At 41.6% G+C, this 17883-nt stretch carries 12 protein-coding genes; 4 read left to right on the plus strand and 8 right to left on the minus strand.

Annotated features, from left to right (window positions below; translation table 11 throughout):
* The first annotated feature begins 2 nt into the window (after positions 1 to 2).
* Complete coding sequence (gene nusG / locus AB6T38_RS18695; RefSeq protein WP_348492440.1) at positions 3 to 539, plus strand: transcription termination/antitermination protein NusG; 537 nt, start codon at positions 3 to 5, stop codon at positions 537 to 539.
* A 531-nt stretch (positions 540 to 1070) separates the two neighbouring features.
* Here the strand turns inward: nusG and mdoH are convergent.
* Both mdoH and AB6T38_RS18705 read right to left on the minus strand, forming a co-directional pair.
* Positions 1071 to 3005 carry a glucans biosynthesis glucosyltransferase MdoH gene (gene mdoH, locus AB6T38_RS18700; RefSeq protein WP_372548758.1) on the minus strand — a complete coding sequence of 645 codons (1935 nt, stop codon included), beginning with the start codon at positions 3003 to 3005 and terminating at the stop codon, positions 1071 to 1073.
* A 19-nt stretch (positions 3006 to 3024) separates the two neighbouring features.
* A complete protein-coding gene (locus AB6T38_RS18705; protein ID WP_372548742.1) occupies positions 3025 to 4710 on the minus strand; it encodes a glucan biosynthesis protein in 1686 nt (561 codons plus the stop codon).
* A gap of 499 nt (positions 4711 to 5209) precedes the next feature.
* Here AB6T38_RS18705 and AB6T38_RS18710 point away from each other — a divergent pair, with 499 nt between their 5' ends.
* A complete protein-coding gene (locus AB6T38_RS18710) occupies positions 5210 to 5716 on the plus strand; it encodes a hypothetical protein (protein ID WP_372548743.1) in 507 nt (168 codons plus the stop codon).
* Between the two features lie 181 nt (positions 5717 to 5897).
* Positions 5898 to 8354 (plus strand): S8 family serine peptidase, encoded by a 2457-nt coding sequence (locus tag AB6T38_RS18715; RefSeq protein ID WP_372548744.1) that lies wholly within the window; start codon positions 5898 to 5900, stop codon positions 8352 to 8354.
* A gap of 6 nt (positions 8355 to 8360) precedes the next feature.
* Here AB6T38_RS18715 and AB6T38_RS18720 read toward each other — a convergent pair whose 3' ends face one another.
* From AB6T38_RS18720 to AB6T38_RS18745, 6 genes are all read right to left on the minus strand, one after another.
* On the minus strand, positions 8361 to 8993 hold the full coding sequence (locus AB6T38_RS18720; protein ID WP_372548745.1) for a response regulator: 633 nt from the start codon (positions 8991 to 8993) through the stop codon (positions 8361 to 8363).
* Positions 8990 to 9685, minus strand: a complete 696-nt coding sequence (locus AB6T38_RS18725) for a sensor histidine kinase (RefSeq protein ID WP_372548746.1) — start codon at positions 9683 to 9685, stop codon at positions 8990 to 8992. The genes AB6T38_RS18720 and AB6T38_RS18725 overlap by 4 nt, the downstream gene beginning before the upstream one ends.
* Complete coding sequence (locus AB6T38_RS18730) at positions 9678 to 12725, minus strand: protein kinase (RefSeq protein WP_372548747.1); 3048 nt, start codon at positions 12723 to 12725, stop codon at positions 9678 to 9680. Before AB6T38_RS18730 ends, AB6T38_RS18725 begins: the two co-directional genes overlap by 8 nt.
* Positions 12726 to 12761: 36 nt before the next feature.
* Complete coding sequence (locus tag AB6T38_RS18735; RefSeq protein ID WP_372548748.1) at positions 12762 to 13595, minus strand: FHA domain-containing protein; 834 nt, start codon at positions 13593 to 13595, stop codon at positions 12762 to 12764.
* Positions 13596 to 13632: 37 nt separating this feature from the next.
* Positions 13633 to 14460 carry a DUF6689 family protein gene (locus tag AB6T38_RS18740; RefSeq protein WP_372548749.1) on the minus strand — a complete coding sequence of 276 codons (828 nt, stop codon included), beginning with the start codon at positions 14458 to 14460 and terminating at the stop codon, positions 13633 to 13635.
* 83 nt (positions 14461 to 14543) lie between these two features.
* Positions 14544 to 17024: a S8 family serine peptidase gene (locus AB6T38_RS18745; RefSeq protein ID WP_372548750.1), complete on the minus strand. Its 2481-nt coding sequence runs from the start codon at positions 17022 to 17024 to the stop codon at positions 14544 to 14546.
* 286 nt (positions 17025 to 17310) lie between these two features.
* On the opposite strand from AB6T38_RS18745, the gene AB6T38_RS18750 reads away from it, so the two are divergent.
* Positions 17311 to 17838, plus strand: coding sequence for a hypothetical protein (locus tag AB6T38_RS18750; RefSeq protein ID WP_372548751.1), 528 nt, complete (start codon positions 17311 to 17313; stop codon positions 17836 to 17838).
* The last annotated feature ends 45 nt before the right edge of the window (positions 17839 to 17883 follow it).

A 17883-nucleotide genomic window follows, 5' to 3' on the forward strand; every position in this document is an offset into this window, starting at 1 on the left:
TCATGTCTGACAAAAAGTGGTATGTAGTACAAGCATTTTCTGGTTATGAAGGTCGTGTTCAAAAAACGTTAGTTGAACATATCAAAATGAACGGTATGGAAGACTACTTTGGTGAGATACTTGTACCTACCGAAGAAGTTGTGGAAATGCGCGCTGGTCAAAAGCGTAAAAGTGAACGGAAATTTTTCCCGGGCTACGTGCTTGTTGAAATGGAAATGAACGAAGAGTCATGGCATTTAGTGAAAAGCGTTCCTAGAGTTTTAGGTTTCATTGGTGGGACTTCAGATCGTCCTATGCCTATTTCTAAGAAAGAAGCAGACGCGATCCTCAACCGCTTGGAAGAGTCAGTAGACAAGCCAAAACCAAAAACTTTGTTCGAACCAGGCGAAGTTGTTCGTGTTACCGATGGTCCTTTCGCAGACTTCAATGGTGTGGTCGAAGAAGTGGACTACGAAAAAAGCCGCTTGAAAGTATCAGTACTTATCTTTGGTCGCTCAACACCAGTAGAACTAGAGTTCGGCCAAGTCGAAAAAGGGTAAAGCAAGACCGAAACGAAGTTTCGTAGCTTGCTGAACGACCGACATGGATGTCGGGCTGGAATCCAGCCACAGGATGTGCACGAAGAGACGACTTAAGGTCGTCTTTTTTAGTTTAATATTCCCAGGATTTTTAGCTTCGTAGAAATTAAAAAAAAGATGCCTAAATAGGCATCTTTTTTTTTGCCTGTGTAGCATGGCCTTTAGGCCATGGAGTTCTTGCGGGGCTTAAGCACCCGCCTACAGGTGAAATGTAGAATCGAAGGTTTTTGTAGCATGGCCTTTAGGCCATGGAGTTCTTACGGGGCTAAAGCGCCCGCCTACAGGTGAAATGTAGAATCGAAGGTTTTTGTAGCATGGCCTTTAGGCCATGGAGTTCTTACGGGACTAAAGCGCCCGCCTACAGGTGAAATGTAAGGTCGAACGCTCTTGTAGCACGGGCTTTAGCCCGTGGAGGTGTTGCTAGGCAACAAATAAAAAAAACCCACAACAGTTAAGTTTGTGGGGAGAAACTCACAATAAGTTTCAAAGAGGTTATTCGTTAGTAATAGATTGCCCATGTTTTAGTGATGCTTTTTCGGATGGTTTTAGCATTTGTATAGGCATACCTGTCCATTTTTCTGGCGGTAACTCGGGGACCGTTTTGTTATATCTGCTTTGTTTATCTAAGTTGTTAAGGCTTAACCTCAGACTCTTAGTTACAGGCTGTTCAATAACTTCACATGGGCAGATAAAAATGCCGTACTTACGAGATAAAACCCCCAGCTTCAAGCTGCTCGAGTAATGGATAATGGGCGCACCCAATATTAGGCCGATTAATACTGGCGCTAACCACCAAAACAAGAGTGGGGTTAGATACCATGTTAATGCACCCCATAAAATAGCTAAGGTCGTGGCAGCCAATGTACGTTTCAACGCCTCTGACCAGGGTACTGTTCGGCCTTCACGGCTTTGAGCATTCCAACTGACATTTTTTCCAGCCAATGCGTTGAGTACAAAATAAGCATGATATGCCATCATCAATGGAGCTATTACGATGGCAACGATGATTTCGATTAACGTGCTCGCAATTAATTTAGAAGCTCCCCCAAACTCATAACTTCGATACACTAAAGCGTGGATTAAACTTAGAAATTTTGGACCTATAAGCAATACTGCTGTTGCGGAAAGTAACGCGAAAATGGAATCCGACTTGTCTACTGGCCATGCTGGGAATAGCTGGTGAGCGGCAGTGAAAAACACGTCTTCAGAAGCAGCGCGAACTGTCGCGTCAATGGTACTTAACAGTAATAAAACAAACCAAACCAAGGAGGATACATAAGCAAATGCACCTAACACGAAGTGTAGTTTACTAATGTTTTGCAATCCTTCTGTTTTAAGTAACCCCAGATGTTGCAGATTACCTTGAACCCAGCGTCTATCACGTGTTGCATAATCAATGATATTACTTGGAACTTCTTCGTAGCTGCCTTCGAGATCAGCTAACAAATACACATGCCAGCCAGCTCGTCTCAATAAAGCCGCTTCGACAAAATCATGACTTAAGATTTCACCACCAAATGGTACATCGCCTGGAAGATGAGGCAAGCCGCATGAAGCCATAAAGGCGTCAATTCGTATTATCGCGTTGTGTCCCCAATAGTTGGCGGTATCAGTTTGCCAAAACGCTTGGCCAGCAGCCAAGGTTGGACAATATAAACTAGAGGCGAATTGTAAAAATCGACCAAATAGGGTGTTCTGTCTGATTGGAATCGGGACTGTTTGAATAAGACCTGCTTTGGGGTTGCTTTGCAGTGTTTTAACTAAAGTTAGCATGCTATCCGCGGTCATTAAGCTGTCAGCATCTAACACGATCATCGATTGGTAATTGGTTCCCCAACGTTCACAAAAATCTTTAACATTGCCGACTTTTCGGTCCGTGTTCTTCTCTCTACGACGATAAAACATGTGTGCAGCAGTATCGCTACCCATTCTTGCAATAAGCTTGTTCCAAGCAACTAGTTCAGCTTCTATAAGTGGTTTTTGTTGCGTATCACTTAACATATAGAAATCGAAATTGCTCAAGTGTCCCGATTTTTCGATTTCTTTAATGCAGGCTTCGAACCCTGACATGATGCGGTTAGTATCTTCGTTATATACTGGCATTATGATGGCTTGCCGCTGACGAGTATCTAGTTGACCAGTCTGAGCTTTATTTATGGCTTTTTGCAGGGTGACAGGGTCACGTCGCAACATAAGCAAAGTAAATCCGATGATAGCGCTCCAGAACGCCGCAGAGATCCATAAAAAAGTGAGGGTAAATAGAAAGAGAAGAACAATTTCTATAGACGTAAATCCATCTACGGAAAATATATCTGTCATTGCCCAACTGCCGGTAATTGCCGTAATGAGAACAAAAAAGCCGTAGGCATATTTACGAGCCGTCTTTGCTGATGCTTTTATAAAGTGTTCATTCGTTACAGTAGACATTTGAACTCCCTCTTGTTGATTATTCGATTTCATTTTTGTTCCAAACGTAATTCCAGACTTCACTAATTGTTTTGCCTCTTAGGCTTAATGAAAGTCTCATATCAACCGCTCTATCTTGATCAGCATTGAGAGTGTAAGAAACTCTCCAACTCTTTTTGTCGGGCAATTGACGAACAACTAACTCATTAAACTGACCACCATTGACTTGCAAATTGGCTTCGATTGGAACGTTTTGGTTTAAATTGGTTAATTGATTGGCGGAGAAATCTACGATAATTTTTCTTACGGTTTTCTCAGCTGGATTATCTTCTCCAGGTAATGCTGCCCAGCTATTTTTTGCGCGTATAACAGTCGCTAGATTATTCTGTTTTAAGTCTCCAGAAACCGTGCTTAAGGTGTAATTAAACTCTCTAGTTTGACCTTTTTTGAAAGGTTCATCAGGAACCCAATAACTAACGATATTATCGTTAGTTTCAGAGTTGGTTGGGATTTCCACTAGTTCTAATCGCCCCTTACCCCAATCGTTGTTAGGTTTTACCCAAATACCGGGGCGATTATGGTAGTTGGCTTCTATATCTGAATAATGAGCAAACTCTAGATCGCGTTGCAATAAACCAAACCCTTGAGGTTGAGTGTCTTGCATCGAGGTCACTTGCAATGTTTTAGGGTTATTCAGTTGACGCCAAATTTGCTCCCCTTGAGAGTTGATCATTAACAACCCGTCTGAATCGTGCACTTCAGGTCTAAAATCATCGAAATATTTGGTTGTGGTCTCGCTTGATAGCAACATGCTTGTAAGTGGAGCAATACCCAGCTTTTCAACGTCTGTTCTAGCGTAGATTTGACTGTTCACTTTTACTTCAGTGGTAAGTCCTGCAGCAAGTTCGAAACGGTATGCACCTGTCACAGACTCGCTTTCCAATAATGCGTAAATAATCAGGTTTTCAGCGTCTTCTTCAGGCTCAATTACCCAAAATCGAGTAAATTCTGGAAACTCCTCCCCGGAAGCGTGGGCTGTATTAATAGCGAGACCTCTAGCTGAAATCCCGTAAACTTGACCCGGTCCAACTATCCGAAAGTAGGACGCACCAAGAAATACTGCAAGTTCATCTTTATAGTTAGGTGTATTTAACGGGTAGTGAACACGAAATCCGGCAAAACCCGCGTCAGGTGGAGCAATACCTTGTAACGGTAACGCTTCATTTTCATATATAAATTTATCACCCTTAAAGGTAACTGTGTTGCTTCCTGCATTGCTATCAACTAGGCGTACCATCACCGGATTTTTGTAAAGAAAGCCTGGATGAAAGAGTTGTAGTTCGAAATTCGACTTGTCTTTCCAAATTGCCTTTTGAGGATTAAATCGAATATTGCGATATTCGCTGTAGGTCATCTCCGCTAACTCTTTGGGTAATGTGGTCGATGGCTTTTTATATTCTTCGGCTGCCAGCTTTTTTGCCTGCCCCTTCAACATTTCAAAGGTGATCTTATCCACATTTGGTTTTTGCATGTTGCTTTTGGGGGGCTCGGCGTTATTGGTTTTGTCAGTGCTTTCTGAATTTACATTTTGTTGAGCGGTTGCCAGTTGCGAAGGCAATAACAAAGAACTCGACAACATTACCCCTACCCAAAACACTAAAGGGAGCTTTTTGGATATCCGTTGACCAAAATCCTGCATGGTGCTACGAGTTGCCAGTTTTTGCATTTTTAAACCTACCTATAGTTAATTCTTACCGTATTTAATTTTTATTATGAAGCGGCCTAGGTACTTAATGATTGACCTTACGGCTTGGGGGAATAAAGCCTTCTGTAGGTACCTAAGCAGAAAACAAGCCAAGTGGATAACAAGCTCCGCTAAAAATTAACTGCCACTAAAGGTTAACTCTTATATTGTTGATATTTATAGAAAAATAAAATTTATTTATGGGGCGTCAAATCCCAGTTGAAATTTTAGTAACTCGAATAAGGCAATTTATAATCTTAGTTATATGATAACTGTCTGTTTTTAAATACATCAGTTGCTCTTCCTCGCTGCATTCCTTAAAAACATCAAGAAATCGTACTCTTTAGCAGGTGTATCTAATTTGAAACAGAAGGGGGCTGAAGGGCATAAAATCAACAAAAATGCCCTTTCTAGGGGTAAATCCCCATAGTGTTCAGTTCATTTGCAAGGTAATTTTAACAAAACGATTCGGAGAAACTGTATGTACCGGCTAGCAAATTTGATATTCATCTGTGTAATTTTTTCAACTTCAGTTAATGCTGCATTAATTACCTATGAATTTGATACTTTGCGGTTTGAGAACGAGCAAACCGTTACAGGAGAGTTTATTTACGACACGGATAGAGACGCCCTAAGCAACCTCTCTATTTTGTTGTGGGGACCAGAACTAGAAGTGGAATTCAGCTTGGCAGATTTAACTAGCCCAGATGCATTTTCAATAAGTTTTGACAACTTTATTTTTGGCGATGATGACAGTGAAGGATTTCAGTTATTTAAAGATGATATTTTTCTAGCCACAGGACTCTACGGCTTAGGTGCTGAAGATACCTGCTACGAAGATGCAAGTTTCATTCAGTTTTGTGATGCCGGTCTTTTTAGTTTCGAGCAAAGCGCAACAAACGCAAATGCCATCAATGAGCCTGCACCATTCTTACTTATTTTTATAGGCATGCTTGTTGGTCTTTCAATACGCTATCGTCGACGTTAACAGTTCCTTTATACTTTAGCCCTTTTAAGGGCTCTTTTTTTGCCTGTGGGTAAGCCACTTTCTTAGTTGTTGTTTAGTAAAATGATTGAAAGTTTTTGCTTAGCTAGGGGGAACTCCCCATTTTCGCTCGAAATTCATTCGTTAATACTTAAGGGGTATTCATTACTAAGAGCGAAAAATCATGAAACTTATAAAAAATATAAAAAGACTTTCTTTAGCAGTAGCAATTGCGCTGCCCGCATCTTATATCAGTGCAAAAACCTTTGACCCAGACTTGGCTCTAAACATTGCTCAAAGTGATGCGTTGGAGTTACACCAAGTTATTGTAACCTTTAATTCAACAGGCGGTCCTAGCGTAGATCAATTGTCTGCATTGGAAGCATTGGGGGTAACTACCGGAGTTAGCTTACAGCGATTACCTATCGCTGGTGTGTTAGCGACCAAACAGCAAATTGACGCTATTTATGCCCGTGATGATGTAGTTTCGGTTTGGAACAATGATCAACTAACCTTAGAAAATTATGAATCTACACAAATTACAGGGGTTCAGGATCTTAGGGCAGACCAAAGTCTACGCAACAACGGGATTCCGTATTCCGGACGTGGTATTGGTGTTGTTATTAATGATTCTGGTGTGGACGGCCTACACAGTGACTTAATGTTTCCATCCCATGTAAAACAAAATGTTTTAGCACAAACAAACCTGCATAGTTTTAGCGACCTATTACCTATTACTTACCAAGAAGATACGCCTAATACCGATATCGGAGGAGGTCATGGTACTCACGTAGCTGGCACTGTTGGTGGTAATGGCGCAATGAGTTCTGGCAAACATGCAGGTGTAGCACCTGGCGCCGATATCATTGGTTATGGTTCTGGAGCTGCGCTCTTTATTTTGGATACCTTAGGTGGGTTTGATTATGCGTTGACCCATCAATATACCTACAATATCCGAGTGATTTCTAACTCGTTTGGTAATACTGGTGATGTTGGTACTGACTTTGCCCCAGATGATCCGACTAATATTGCCACCAAAGCCCTGGCTGATAACGGTATTATCACGGTATTTTCTGCAGGTAACTCTGGCTCTGGTGAGTCAACAATTACCGGTAACTTTAAAAAAGCACCTTGGGTCATTACAGTTGCCGCTGGGGACAAAGAAGGCAATTTAGCCGATTTTAGTTCTCGAGGGGTAAAAGGTGGCGAACCCAAAGAAGTGACAGTTGACGGTGAAGTATTCACTTGGGAAGACAGACCTACGATCACTGCTCCAGGTGTCGATGTTATCTCTGCCCGTGCATCAACTTCTAGCTTAGGTGGATTAAGTGCCCAAGATGATGCGGAAATGATAGAACCGCAAAACCTAGCTTACTATACTGTATCTAGCGGTACTTCAATGGCTGCACCCCATGTATCAGGAATTGTTTCATTGATACTGGAAGCCGATCCCACCCTTACTTGGCGTGAAGTTAAATCCATTGTGCAATTAACGGCTACACCTATGTCTGGATATGAGCCATGGGAAGCCGGAGCGGGTTATATTAATGCCCATGCTGCAGTTAAAGCGGTAATCGACGGAGCAGAGGCCTTTGGTGACACGGTAAAACTAAACCGTGACTTTAACGCTGAAGCGCTAGTGGAGGAAGGTCGTGAACTTTCTCGTACTGTTTCATATGTACCCGTGGGTGAGCCACCTGCAGAAACCTTTGAAGTTTTTGTAGAAGATACTTTGGTATTAGCCTCTGCCACAATCGAAACTGGGATAGCTTTTGTATTAGAAGATCCACTGGGTAATCGTTACGGTTCTGGAATTGGCCTAATCGCTTTAGGTTCAAGTGTGGGTACAGTGGCACCGGGCGTTGCAGGTACTTGGAAGGTATATGCCAGCGGAATTGGCAGCATTAGTGGTGTGTCGGTCGATCCAGTGGGCGTGACCAACGGTATTGGTGTACCCATGGATATTGACGTGAGTATTAGAACTTTACAAAGTGCTGGTTATGAAGGGCTAGACGACATAGCTGACCATCCTGCACAATCTTATATCGAGTACGTAGTTGGTCGCCAGTTAATGGATGCAAAAGCAGATGGATTCAAACCTGATGATTTGGTTACCCGATTAGATTTAGCAAAAACCATGACCTTGGCAGCCAGTCTTCGTCAGACATTAGATGGCAATCAATCAGACTTCACAGATGTGAGAGGGGCTGAAGCCGCTTCTGTAAACTCAGTAACTACAACGGGCATTCGTTTAGATGACTTAGAACGCTCAGAAGCGCCTTTGATTATTGCCCAGGGAAGTGACTTTGGAGCAAGTGAAAACATTTCAAAACAACAAATGGCTTACACTATTGTGCAGTCCCTTGGTTTGCAGAGTGAAGCACAAAGCTTTGATAGTGAAAGCCCAGTTGTCGCCATCGTTTTTGGTGAAGCTGTAGAGGTTGCTGATAGCGAGGACATCACGACTGAGCTAAAAGGCTATGTGCAACAAGCTCTAACACTAGGTCTAATACCGGTAAGTGTGGCAATTGAACAGGGGCCATTTGATTTAGAACCTACGATTACAGCATCCTTTAACCCGGAGCAAACAGTGACACGTGGCGAGTTAGCCTTAACCTTAAGCCAATTAGATAATCTATAAGTTAAGTTACTCTAAAAGGCCGGCTTTGCCGGCCAATCTTACCAACTCTGACGAACTACTTACTTGCAATTTTTTATAGATATTACTTCGATGGTTTTCAGCGGTTTTTAAGCTCATCGACAGCATTTCTGCAATTTTTTTACTGGTATTGCCCGCCACAACTAAAAAAAACACCTCTCTTTCTCGCCTCGTTAATACCGTGACCGGATTGAGGTATTTGGTTGAACTATTGGGTTCAAATTCTTGATTAGTGGTGTCTGGGAATGAGGTTTTTCCTGCGGCAACAGATTTTATCGCAGCGATTAAACTTTCACCGGATGACTCCTTAAGAATATAACCTTTAGCGCCAGCACCCCGCATTGCTTCTATATATTCCAGTTCGTCATGCATCGAGAGCACCAAAACTTTGCTATTTGAGCGTTGTGCTAAAAGTTTATCAATTGCCACTAGTCCGCTCATATGCGGCATAGATATATCCATTACAATCACGTCAGGGTCAAGCTTTAAAACTAACTCAATTAACGCTATACCATCGCCACATTCGCCCAAGACAACTAAATCTGGGTCTGAACTAAGCAATTGAACGAGTCCCTGTCGCATTAACACGTGATCATCTGCGATTACGAACGAAATACTCATATTGCTACCGTAAGTGAAATTCTGGTTCCCTTATTTAGTCCGCTATTAACAGAAAGTTCGGCGTTGAAGGCACGAGCTCTGTCTTGCATGCTATTTAAGCCGAGACCTTGGATAATACTGTTATGCTCAAAACCGTGACCATTGTCAACAATATCCAGTCGCAAAATTTTATGGTGACAAGATATATGCAGGGTGACCTGATTGGCTTCAGCATGTTTTATGGTATTGACAAAGGACTCTTGAATAATTCTATAAATTAAAATATTTACGTCTTTACTCGCGGTGACTTTTTCTGGCAATTGCAATTCAATATCAATATTTTCATGTTCAAACAGGCTTCGACTTAACCATTTTATTGCTGGAATGAGCCCTAGGTCGTCGAGGATCGTGGGGCTCATTAAGCGAGAGAGCTGCCTGACGTCTGAAAGTGCCAATTCGGATATCTCGATTAACTCGAGGAGTTCAGGGTACTGTTGAGATAACCCTTGCAAGCGCCTTGTTAGGCCCGTTAATAATTGTCCAACGCCGTCGTGTAGTTCCCGTGATAAACGGGCTTTTTCAGATTCTTGCTGTGCCCAAAGGCGCTTTGCTAGTTGGCTTAAGGATTGCTGTTCGTTGTTAAGCTGGTTTTGTAACAACTGCTGTTGTTGTTGTATTTTATTCAGTAGTTTAACTAGGCTTTCATCACTCAAGGTAGTATTCCTGATAGGCTTGTGCCTGCTCTTCGGTTAATTGAGACAGCCATTTTTCGGTTAGCTCTTGGTATTTTTGCTGTGCTTGTTTGCCCTCAATCTGCGAATAATATAAATGATTTCGCCAATAATTTGGATGGGAAACGAGTTGTTGCTTCAGTGAATTTTTATTTTCGCCAAATCGCGCCTGAATGTATAACAAATTCATATATTGTTGATAATAAATGGGCTTAATCATGGCTTCTAATTTTTGCATGATTTGACTATTTTTAGGAAGTTTAAGCCGTTCTTGAATATCCAGCAATATTTTCATTTCGGTAATAATTGGTATAGATATTTGATTTAGCTGGTCGAGTAGTTGCTTTGGTTCACTTGGTGCTAAATCGGAATTGAATGTCGCCAAGCCAAACTCAAGCCATATGAGTACAGCTTGTTGTTCCAACATACTTTCAGACACAATTGACTTCGCCTGGGTGAGTTGTTCTTGCAAACACTTTGCATCTGCAATTTTTAAACAAATCTCTCCTTGCCACAAGAATAGTTCCGTCAAAGCACGACTATCATCCGTTAACTTTGCAATATCTTTGGCCAGGATGGTTTTTTCAATTGCGCCGCTAAGGTCGCCATTGGCAAATAGATAATAGCTGTATAACAAGCTATTAATCATAAGCTCTTGTTGGCTGCCAGCGTCGCTCTTTTCGGACACGAGTTGCAGATAACGTTTTGCCGCAAGATTATCGCCTTTTGCTAGACTCAGCTGAGCAAGGTTTTGCCAAGTCCGCATTTGATGGGAGAAGTTTTTACTTTTACCAAATAAAGCACTGGCTTGCTGCCAATAAATGTCAGCTAAGGAGAACTCGCCAGTTAAAAAGTGCATGTAGGCGACATTACTCATACTTTCTGCTTGTTCGATGCTGGTGCTTTTGGACACCCTTAAGTCTAAGCCTGATTTGTAGTATTTAAGGGCTTCATAATATATACCTTGCTCTTCATGCAAAAAACCTAGGGTATCAAAAATATGCGCTTGTTCAGTTACATTTCCTGTTTGTTCAAGTAATCTTGAGGCTTCTTCTAAGGCACCTTTAGCGACTTGAAACTGTCCGTTTATGGCTGCTGCATTGGCAAAATTGGCTAAGGTATTAGCTCTTTCCATGGGGAAGTTTTTAGCGTCTCGGATGAGCAATGAGTCTTCGAAATAACGTTGTGCGACATCGTACTCAGATAACCTTAGGTGGGCGACACCATACGCATTGAGCACCAAAGCTTCACCCGCTTTGTCTCCGGTTAGTCGGTAGGTTATTAACGCTCGGGTTAGCTCATTTTTAATGGCTGAGCGTATATGCCCAGTGATAACTTTAAGTTTGGCCAATTCAAACCAAAGTTGGCCGTCATTGGGGGTTATTTGCAGTGCTGACTGGTAGTCTTGAATTGCCAAACCATTTTGATCTGCCCATTGATAAATATCCGCTCTTTTGGCGAGTAAATCGGCTCTATCGGGGAACAGTTCAACTAGTTTCTCAATGCTTTGTTGCGCAAGCATTAAGTCTTCATTTAATTCAGCTTCTAACAACCGGCCTTTGAGACGCCAATATTGATCTTTGCCAGATAAATCAAACAGGCGGTTAAGGTTTTCTCGGGTATTCTCAATGTCGAAATCATAGAAAGCTTTTTCGGCGGCTAAATAATAGGTTCCAGCAGCGGTATCCTGTTGATTGTTATCAAATGAACTGGCGCTGCTTAAATAGCTAGACAGTTGTTTATGGATGCGCTGAGAAAAAAATGCAAAATCCTCTGGCAATGAGTCGGCGTTGACTGATTGGGTTACTTCAAACAAGGAGATATCTTCAGGGTAGACGGAAACCCTAGCGGTAATTAAAAAGTCGTCGTTTTCAATAGTGGCAATAGACAATAATATCATTGCGTCTAAACCTAAGGTAGTGGCTAACTCCACCCTGTCTTCCGGTGTACTTGTAGGGTGAAGGGATAAATTACCTATGACTTTTTGGGTATGATAATTCGAACTCAACGCCAGTGTTGGCTCAGCCTTAAGAGGTAATATCAATAACTGTGTAAATTTGTCTAATAATTCCGAATTATCCTCATTTACAACGGCCAGTTGTATCACTTTATCCGGTAATGACACCTTTTCTGGCAATAATTGTGACAATAATAAGAGTGAGCAAATAACGATTATTGACAGGATAGAATATTTTATCGATTTGTTGGCTATAGCTGATTTGGTATTTTTACCTTCGTAGAAAGCAATGGCAAGATCTATTGTCGGTCGCTTTTGAGGATGTAGATGAGTTAATTTTTCAATAAACTTCTGTTGTATTTGCGTCCATTTACGGGCTTTTTTGTCAGCACTTTCAGGTTGCACGGCAGATAACATAGCCGCTACTACTTTACCGGCACTGAAAATTTCAGATTGGGTACTAGATTGGCCTGTATGAATGACTTCCGGTGCTGAATATTCTTTGTGGCCACTGGTTTGCAATTGACTATCGTGACTTTGACCAATTCCAAAATCGATGAGTCTTAACTGGTTTTGTGCATCGATTAGTATATTATCAGGTTTGATATCACCGTGTTTGACATTCGCTTGTTGGCAGATAAACAGCGCTTGAAATAGTTGTAAGCTCCATTGTTCAAACAAAGACTCACTAATTGGCTGGGTTAACCGTTTAAATAAAGCTTCGCCCTCAATGTATTCCATGGTGAAAAATAATAAACCACAGTCTTCAAATACATCGAATACCTGAATGATATTAGGGTGCTGTAGTTTCCTGGCAATTAGAACTTCATTTCTAACGGTATTTAAGGTGAGTGGATCTTGGACGGCAGACTCCACGACTTTAATCGCGACTTCAATCTCAAGTAATTGGTCAAAAGCTAGATAGACATCAGCTTGGGCGCCATTCCCCAATGATTTTATAATGCTAAATCGGTTCGCGAGTAGCTCACCTTTATTTATTTTGGGCGCGGCGGAAAAAGGCTGGGTGTCCAGATTATTTGCGTTCTGAATGCTGCGTTCAGTCAACTAGCCACTCCAGTAGAGAACCCTCTTGAATAAGGATTAGTGGTTACGTGCTAGTGAAATATTATGTTCTATAGACTGAAATAACAAACGTAAAGATAATAAATTTGCAAAAGATTCAATTAAAGTGATATCTGTTTGCGTAAAATACTGTTTACCAGTGGTGTTGTCGGCGTATAAAACGGCTTGAATGTTTTCGCTAATATAAACTGGGACACACATGGCAGCTTGTATATTATTTTTAATTACACTGTACTGCTGAGAGAGGTGTTGGTCATCTTGTACGGTACCAATGGCTAATGGTTCGCGTCGTTCAAGACAGCGTTCAATAATGCTTCTACTACCACTGAAGTCTTTGTTCTGCATCCAGGCTTCAAAGCCTAAACATTGTTGTAAACTTTTGTCTTCATTAATTAAAATTAGTGCAGCTCGCTCACAACCTAGGGTTTGAATCAAACAATGTTGGGTGGTCTGCAATAAATCTTGGCTATTGGCACAATTACTAAATTGTTTACTTAAATGTTGAAGTTGATTCTTGCGCCATTCCGATTGACTGTTTAGGGCTGTAAGTTGTTGGTGCGTCAATTTCTTAAATCGACAGGCCGCTGGCCCTAATTGGATGACGTTTTCGGAATCTAACTGCAACGAGTTAACTTGCTTACCGAGATAAAAACTGCCACTGCTGCTGGTGTCTTGAAATACCCATTGGTTGTCCTCACTTGAGGATAGTCTCGCATGATTACGAGAAACCTGAGGGTGTTCTACAATCACATCGGCATCATCTGAGCGGCCAATTGAATAGTCCTTACCCTCAAACAGGATGTGTTCTTTCACCCAGCCAGATTGAGTAGATATATTCACTTGCAGTGGCATGGTTATAATTCCTTTGTTGCGGACTTATATTGTCAGCTTAAAGTACTCGTAAGCTGTAACGTAAGGCGACTAAATGGGTTAACAATTCGCCCTTTAAGTTAACTAAGTCATTAGATGAACGCCAAACACTAGAGATACTGTCTGCTTGTTCTACCGTCGCAATTAAACTTTCCACTAAAGTTAACGCTGAACTGTAGTTTTCTAGCATCACAGCATTATCTAAACTAGCAATGCTGGTTTGCAGACTAGACAACAATACGCCACTCAAACTACTCTGGTTATCATCTAGGGTATCTTCCAATTGAGTTAGCTTATCGGCGATGATGTCATCGTTATCACGTTCGTCTAACAAAATCATAAACTCAGAAAAGCGTCCAGTATTGCCACGAGCACGAATACTTCCCGCTGAAACCATAGAGGTAATATCTTCAAAATCACCGCCATCATGTGAGGTAAACAATCTAGCAGGCATAGAAGACTGATAACTGATTGCTTTAGTGTATAGTTCAACACTGGCTAGTCCTTCAAAGGCAAAGCCTTCTTGGGTTTTGGGTGAAATCGAGACCACTACAGGAAAAGAAGAAAAAATTGAAACATCGTTTATTGGCAAGCGGTTAAGAATATTAAGGTCATTAACGTTAACTAAAGTGGCGCTAATGTCTATATTGTCACTACTTAGGCCTACGCTTTTTTCAAACTCCAGGGTTAGATCAATCTCTATCTGAGATGTTACCTGTAATTTTGCCTTTAACGTATCCCCATCAACGCTTGTTGAAATTGGAGTGACAGTTTGCGCTAAGCTAGTGCAAGCAAAACAAACCATAACCCATACCATAACAACTCGGTATATATGACTAACTCGCATAACAAAATTCCTCGAAAATTACTGAATCCCTACATTATCTGAAATTGGTGGCCTGCACAATTGCTGACCACCAACCAATGCACTTATAAGAAGTAGTTTAGATACAATCTTGATGTAAGTTCAGCATAATGGGCTCTAGTTATTGTCGTCGTTGGGTTGAATTGAGCCGTTAAAGTGGGTTCTAGGTCAAATGGATCTTGTTCAATCCCAAATGAGACATTAACCAAAGATAGGTTAATTGCTAATTGCACATAACCTTTCATCTCATCAGCTATCTCATCTTGGTCTGCTAAGACAACTTGTTGACCTTGGTAATCAACAACAATTTCTTGCTCTGGATCAAAAGCTTCAGCTTCAGATTGTAATCCCAACATCTGTACTAAGGCATAAGCCATATCTAGTTTTTCAACTTTGGAATAAGGCGCAGCATTACCAGATTTAGACAGCAAGATTGGACTTTGAGTGCGCAAATTGTCTTTCAAAGCGCCACCGTCAGCCATTACCGACGCCATGTAAGGTTTATCTAACGAAGATACACCGCTTACTCCTAGGGTTGGTTCATTCAATAAATCGCGATATTGACGTACTGCACCGCCCATTACTGCATAACGTGCAAAGTCTTTTCTTTTCAGTGCACTATCTGGGTAAAAACGATCATCGCTAATGCTGTCCATCAAACGCTCGCTAATGGCAAATTCAATGGCCCCTTGTTGGGGATGACCATCAATATCGTCAAGACCGTCATAACCACCACTCATTTCGAAGGCAACTTCCACATCAAAAAACTCTGGGATACCTGGGCCATTGGTAACGTCCAGTGGATCAGCATCTACACCTGACAGTGAGGTTAAGCCATAGGCATATATGCCCCATGTTCCTGCTACACCTGGCGCTGATACACGCATGTTTTCTTCTAATACTGGGGTGGTCAAATTACCGAAATACTCGGTTCCATCTGGCGCAACTAATACTAATTTGGTTAAGTTTGCCGCTGTGCTTGCACTAGCTTTGACAATGGAGGTGCCAGGGTAGACTTCAAAATACTGAATATCTGGGTCACCCACAGGTGCATAAAATAACTCAACTTGTTCTGTTCTGTCGCTAACCGCCACATTTGCGTTGGCGTTAAAGGTTTTGTCTACTAAGTTGTTCACTGTCACACTGTGATTCATATCGTAATCTAAAGCAGCTGCAACGGCTGAACGTGCATTGATATAACCACCGCCCACTTCCCAACGCTCGTGCCCAGGCATATTTGTAGCGGTTTCTTGTAAAATTTTGATGATTTCTAGGTTATCTAAGTTAGGGTTAGCCTCTAACATTAGAGCAATAATACCGGATACGTGAGGAGTGGCCATGGACGTACCAGAAATCATTGTATAAAAAGGTAGGTACTCAGTTTCGATGGCTTCAAGGTCAGCATCTCCGCCATTCGCCGCTAAGTTAGTTACAGCGCGAGTAGAGATTATATCTACACCTGGGGCAACGATGGAAACTTCATTATTATATGTCCAAGTTTCTCCATCAGGCATGGTAAATTCGCCACTTTCGCCCTTAAAGCCTCTTGATGAAAAGTCAGCAAGTTTGCCAAATTTATCACCGGCACCCACTGATAAACCCCAAGGAATTTGCGCGTAAGGGTTATTGGTATCTTCACCTGAGCCACTGTTACCTGCTGCGAACACGCTCATTATGCCTAGTTTGTGGGCTTTATAGGTGGCGACAGAAACAGGTCCAAGTGGTTCATATTTGCCGCTTGATCCCCAAGAGTTACTAACGATTTTGATTGGGTTGTCATAGCTATAAATATTGCTAATTGCGAAATCGAAACCACCAATAGTGTCAAGCAAGAAGAGACCCCCGCCTGAACCATAGCCGATGATGTCTGCATCCGGAGCTGCGCCAACATATTTACCACCAGACATCACACCATTACCGGCAATTGTCCCAGCTACGTGTGTACCGTGCCCAGAGTTAGTGTCGGTATTGATTTGACCTTTAAGGGTGGTTCCATCGGTTACGCCGGTAACACTGATGACTGATGAATGGGTTAACGCTTGTACATTTTCTACTACGGTATCACCAAAGAAGATGTCTTGGTGAGAGGCGTCGACTCCTGAATCGTTGACCATAATAGTGACACCTTTACCTGTGTAGGTAATGCCATTACGTTGTTCAAAATCTGTGGTTTGTAGGTCGGCAACGCTAGTAATTTGTCTAGCATCTGCGTTGTAATATTGCATTTTACGGTTGGCAAAAATAGAAACTACATTATCTAGTTGGGCCAATTGCTCAATTTGAGCCTTGGTAGCAACCACACCCATGATAGGTAATGATTTAAACTGCACGCCATCAGTAATGCCGAGGGACAATATTTGATTTAGTTGGCTTTCCGTCACTGGGTCCAATTGGTCAAAGGTAACGACCGCCATAATACTTTGGTTTTCAGTTAAGGTAATAAGAGAGTCTGTTAATTGTTCCCCTATTAAGGCCTCAGCTTTTACCGAATTTGCAGATAAACTTAACATCGCTGTTGCTATAGCCGTGAGTGTGTACTTTTTCATATTATTCTCCAACAAAAGGCTAGTCATTCCACATGAATGACGATGTATTCATCTTGACCGTTTGTTAATTGAACGAAAATAGGGGGTTCACCCTATAAATTGAAAAAAACACCTAGGGGCTAGAGTTTAGAAAAAGCAAACTTGAGTAGGCAATTTGACGCTGTCATTAACATCCAATAGCATTGATGAAAAATAAATAGCATCCTTATATAAACTAGGTTGCAGAGATAGTTTGGTGGGATGGGGTTACAGGCTCAACCAGGGTAAACGTTAAAGGAATAAATGAATGTTGAGCCACAAGGTGAACTTTAAATCATTATCTATGTTGGTGGGGCTGCTGATAATGGCTTTGCCTTCTTTAGCGGAGCAACACAGCAAAGATAAAGAGCTACAAGAAGAGGTTGAAAAGGTTGAAGTGGTTGGGACCAAGCCATTATATTATTACAGACAGCAAATGGCCAAAACCGAACTTGATTTTTACGATGCTTTTAACGACTTGGTAGAAGATCCTAAATTTAAAGTTAAGTGTAAAAATATACCAAGAGAAGGGGCTGGAAGAATTACCCAAAGAGCCTGTTATCCGCAATATTTTTTAGCCAGAAAGTCAAAATTGACAGAGATTGCCATGCGAGCCCGAGTCGCTTTACCATCGGATGATGATGTTGCCATGCAAGTTCAACAAGAAAAGAAAGCGTCATTGGCTTACGCTGAAAAATTAATTGAAAGTAATCCGGAACTGAAGCAGCGGCTACTCGAGATGTATCAAGCAAAACAAGTCTACTTTTCTAAACAGCAAGGTATAAAAGGTGAATAGCCGGTTTTTATTATTCACTAGGTGTGATTAAACAATTCCTTGCTA

The sequence above is a fragment of the Aliiglaciecola sp. SL4 genome, assembly GCF_041538045.1.
GTDB lineage: Bacteria > Pseudomonadota > Gammaproteobacteria > Enterobacterales > Alteromonadaceae > Aliiglaciecola.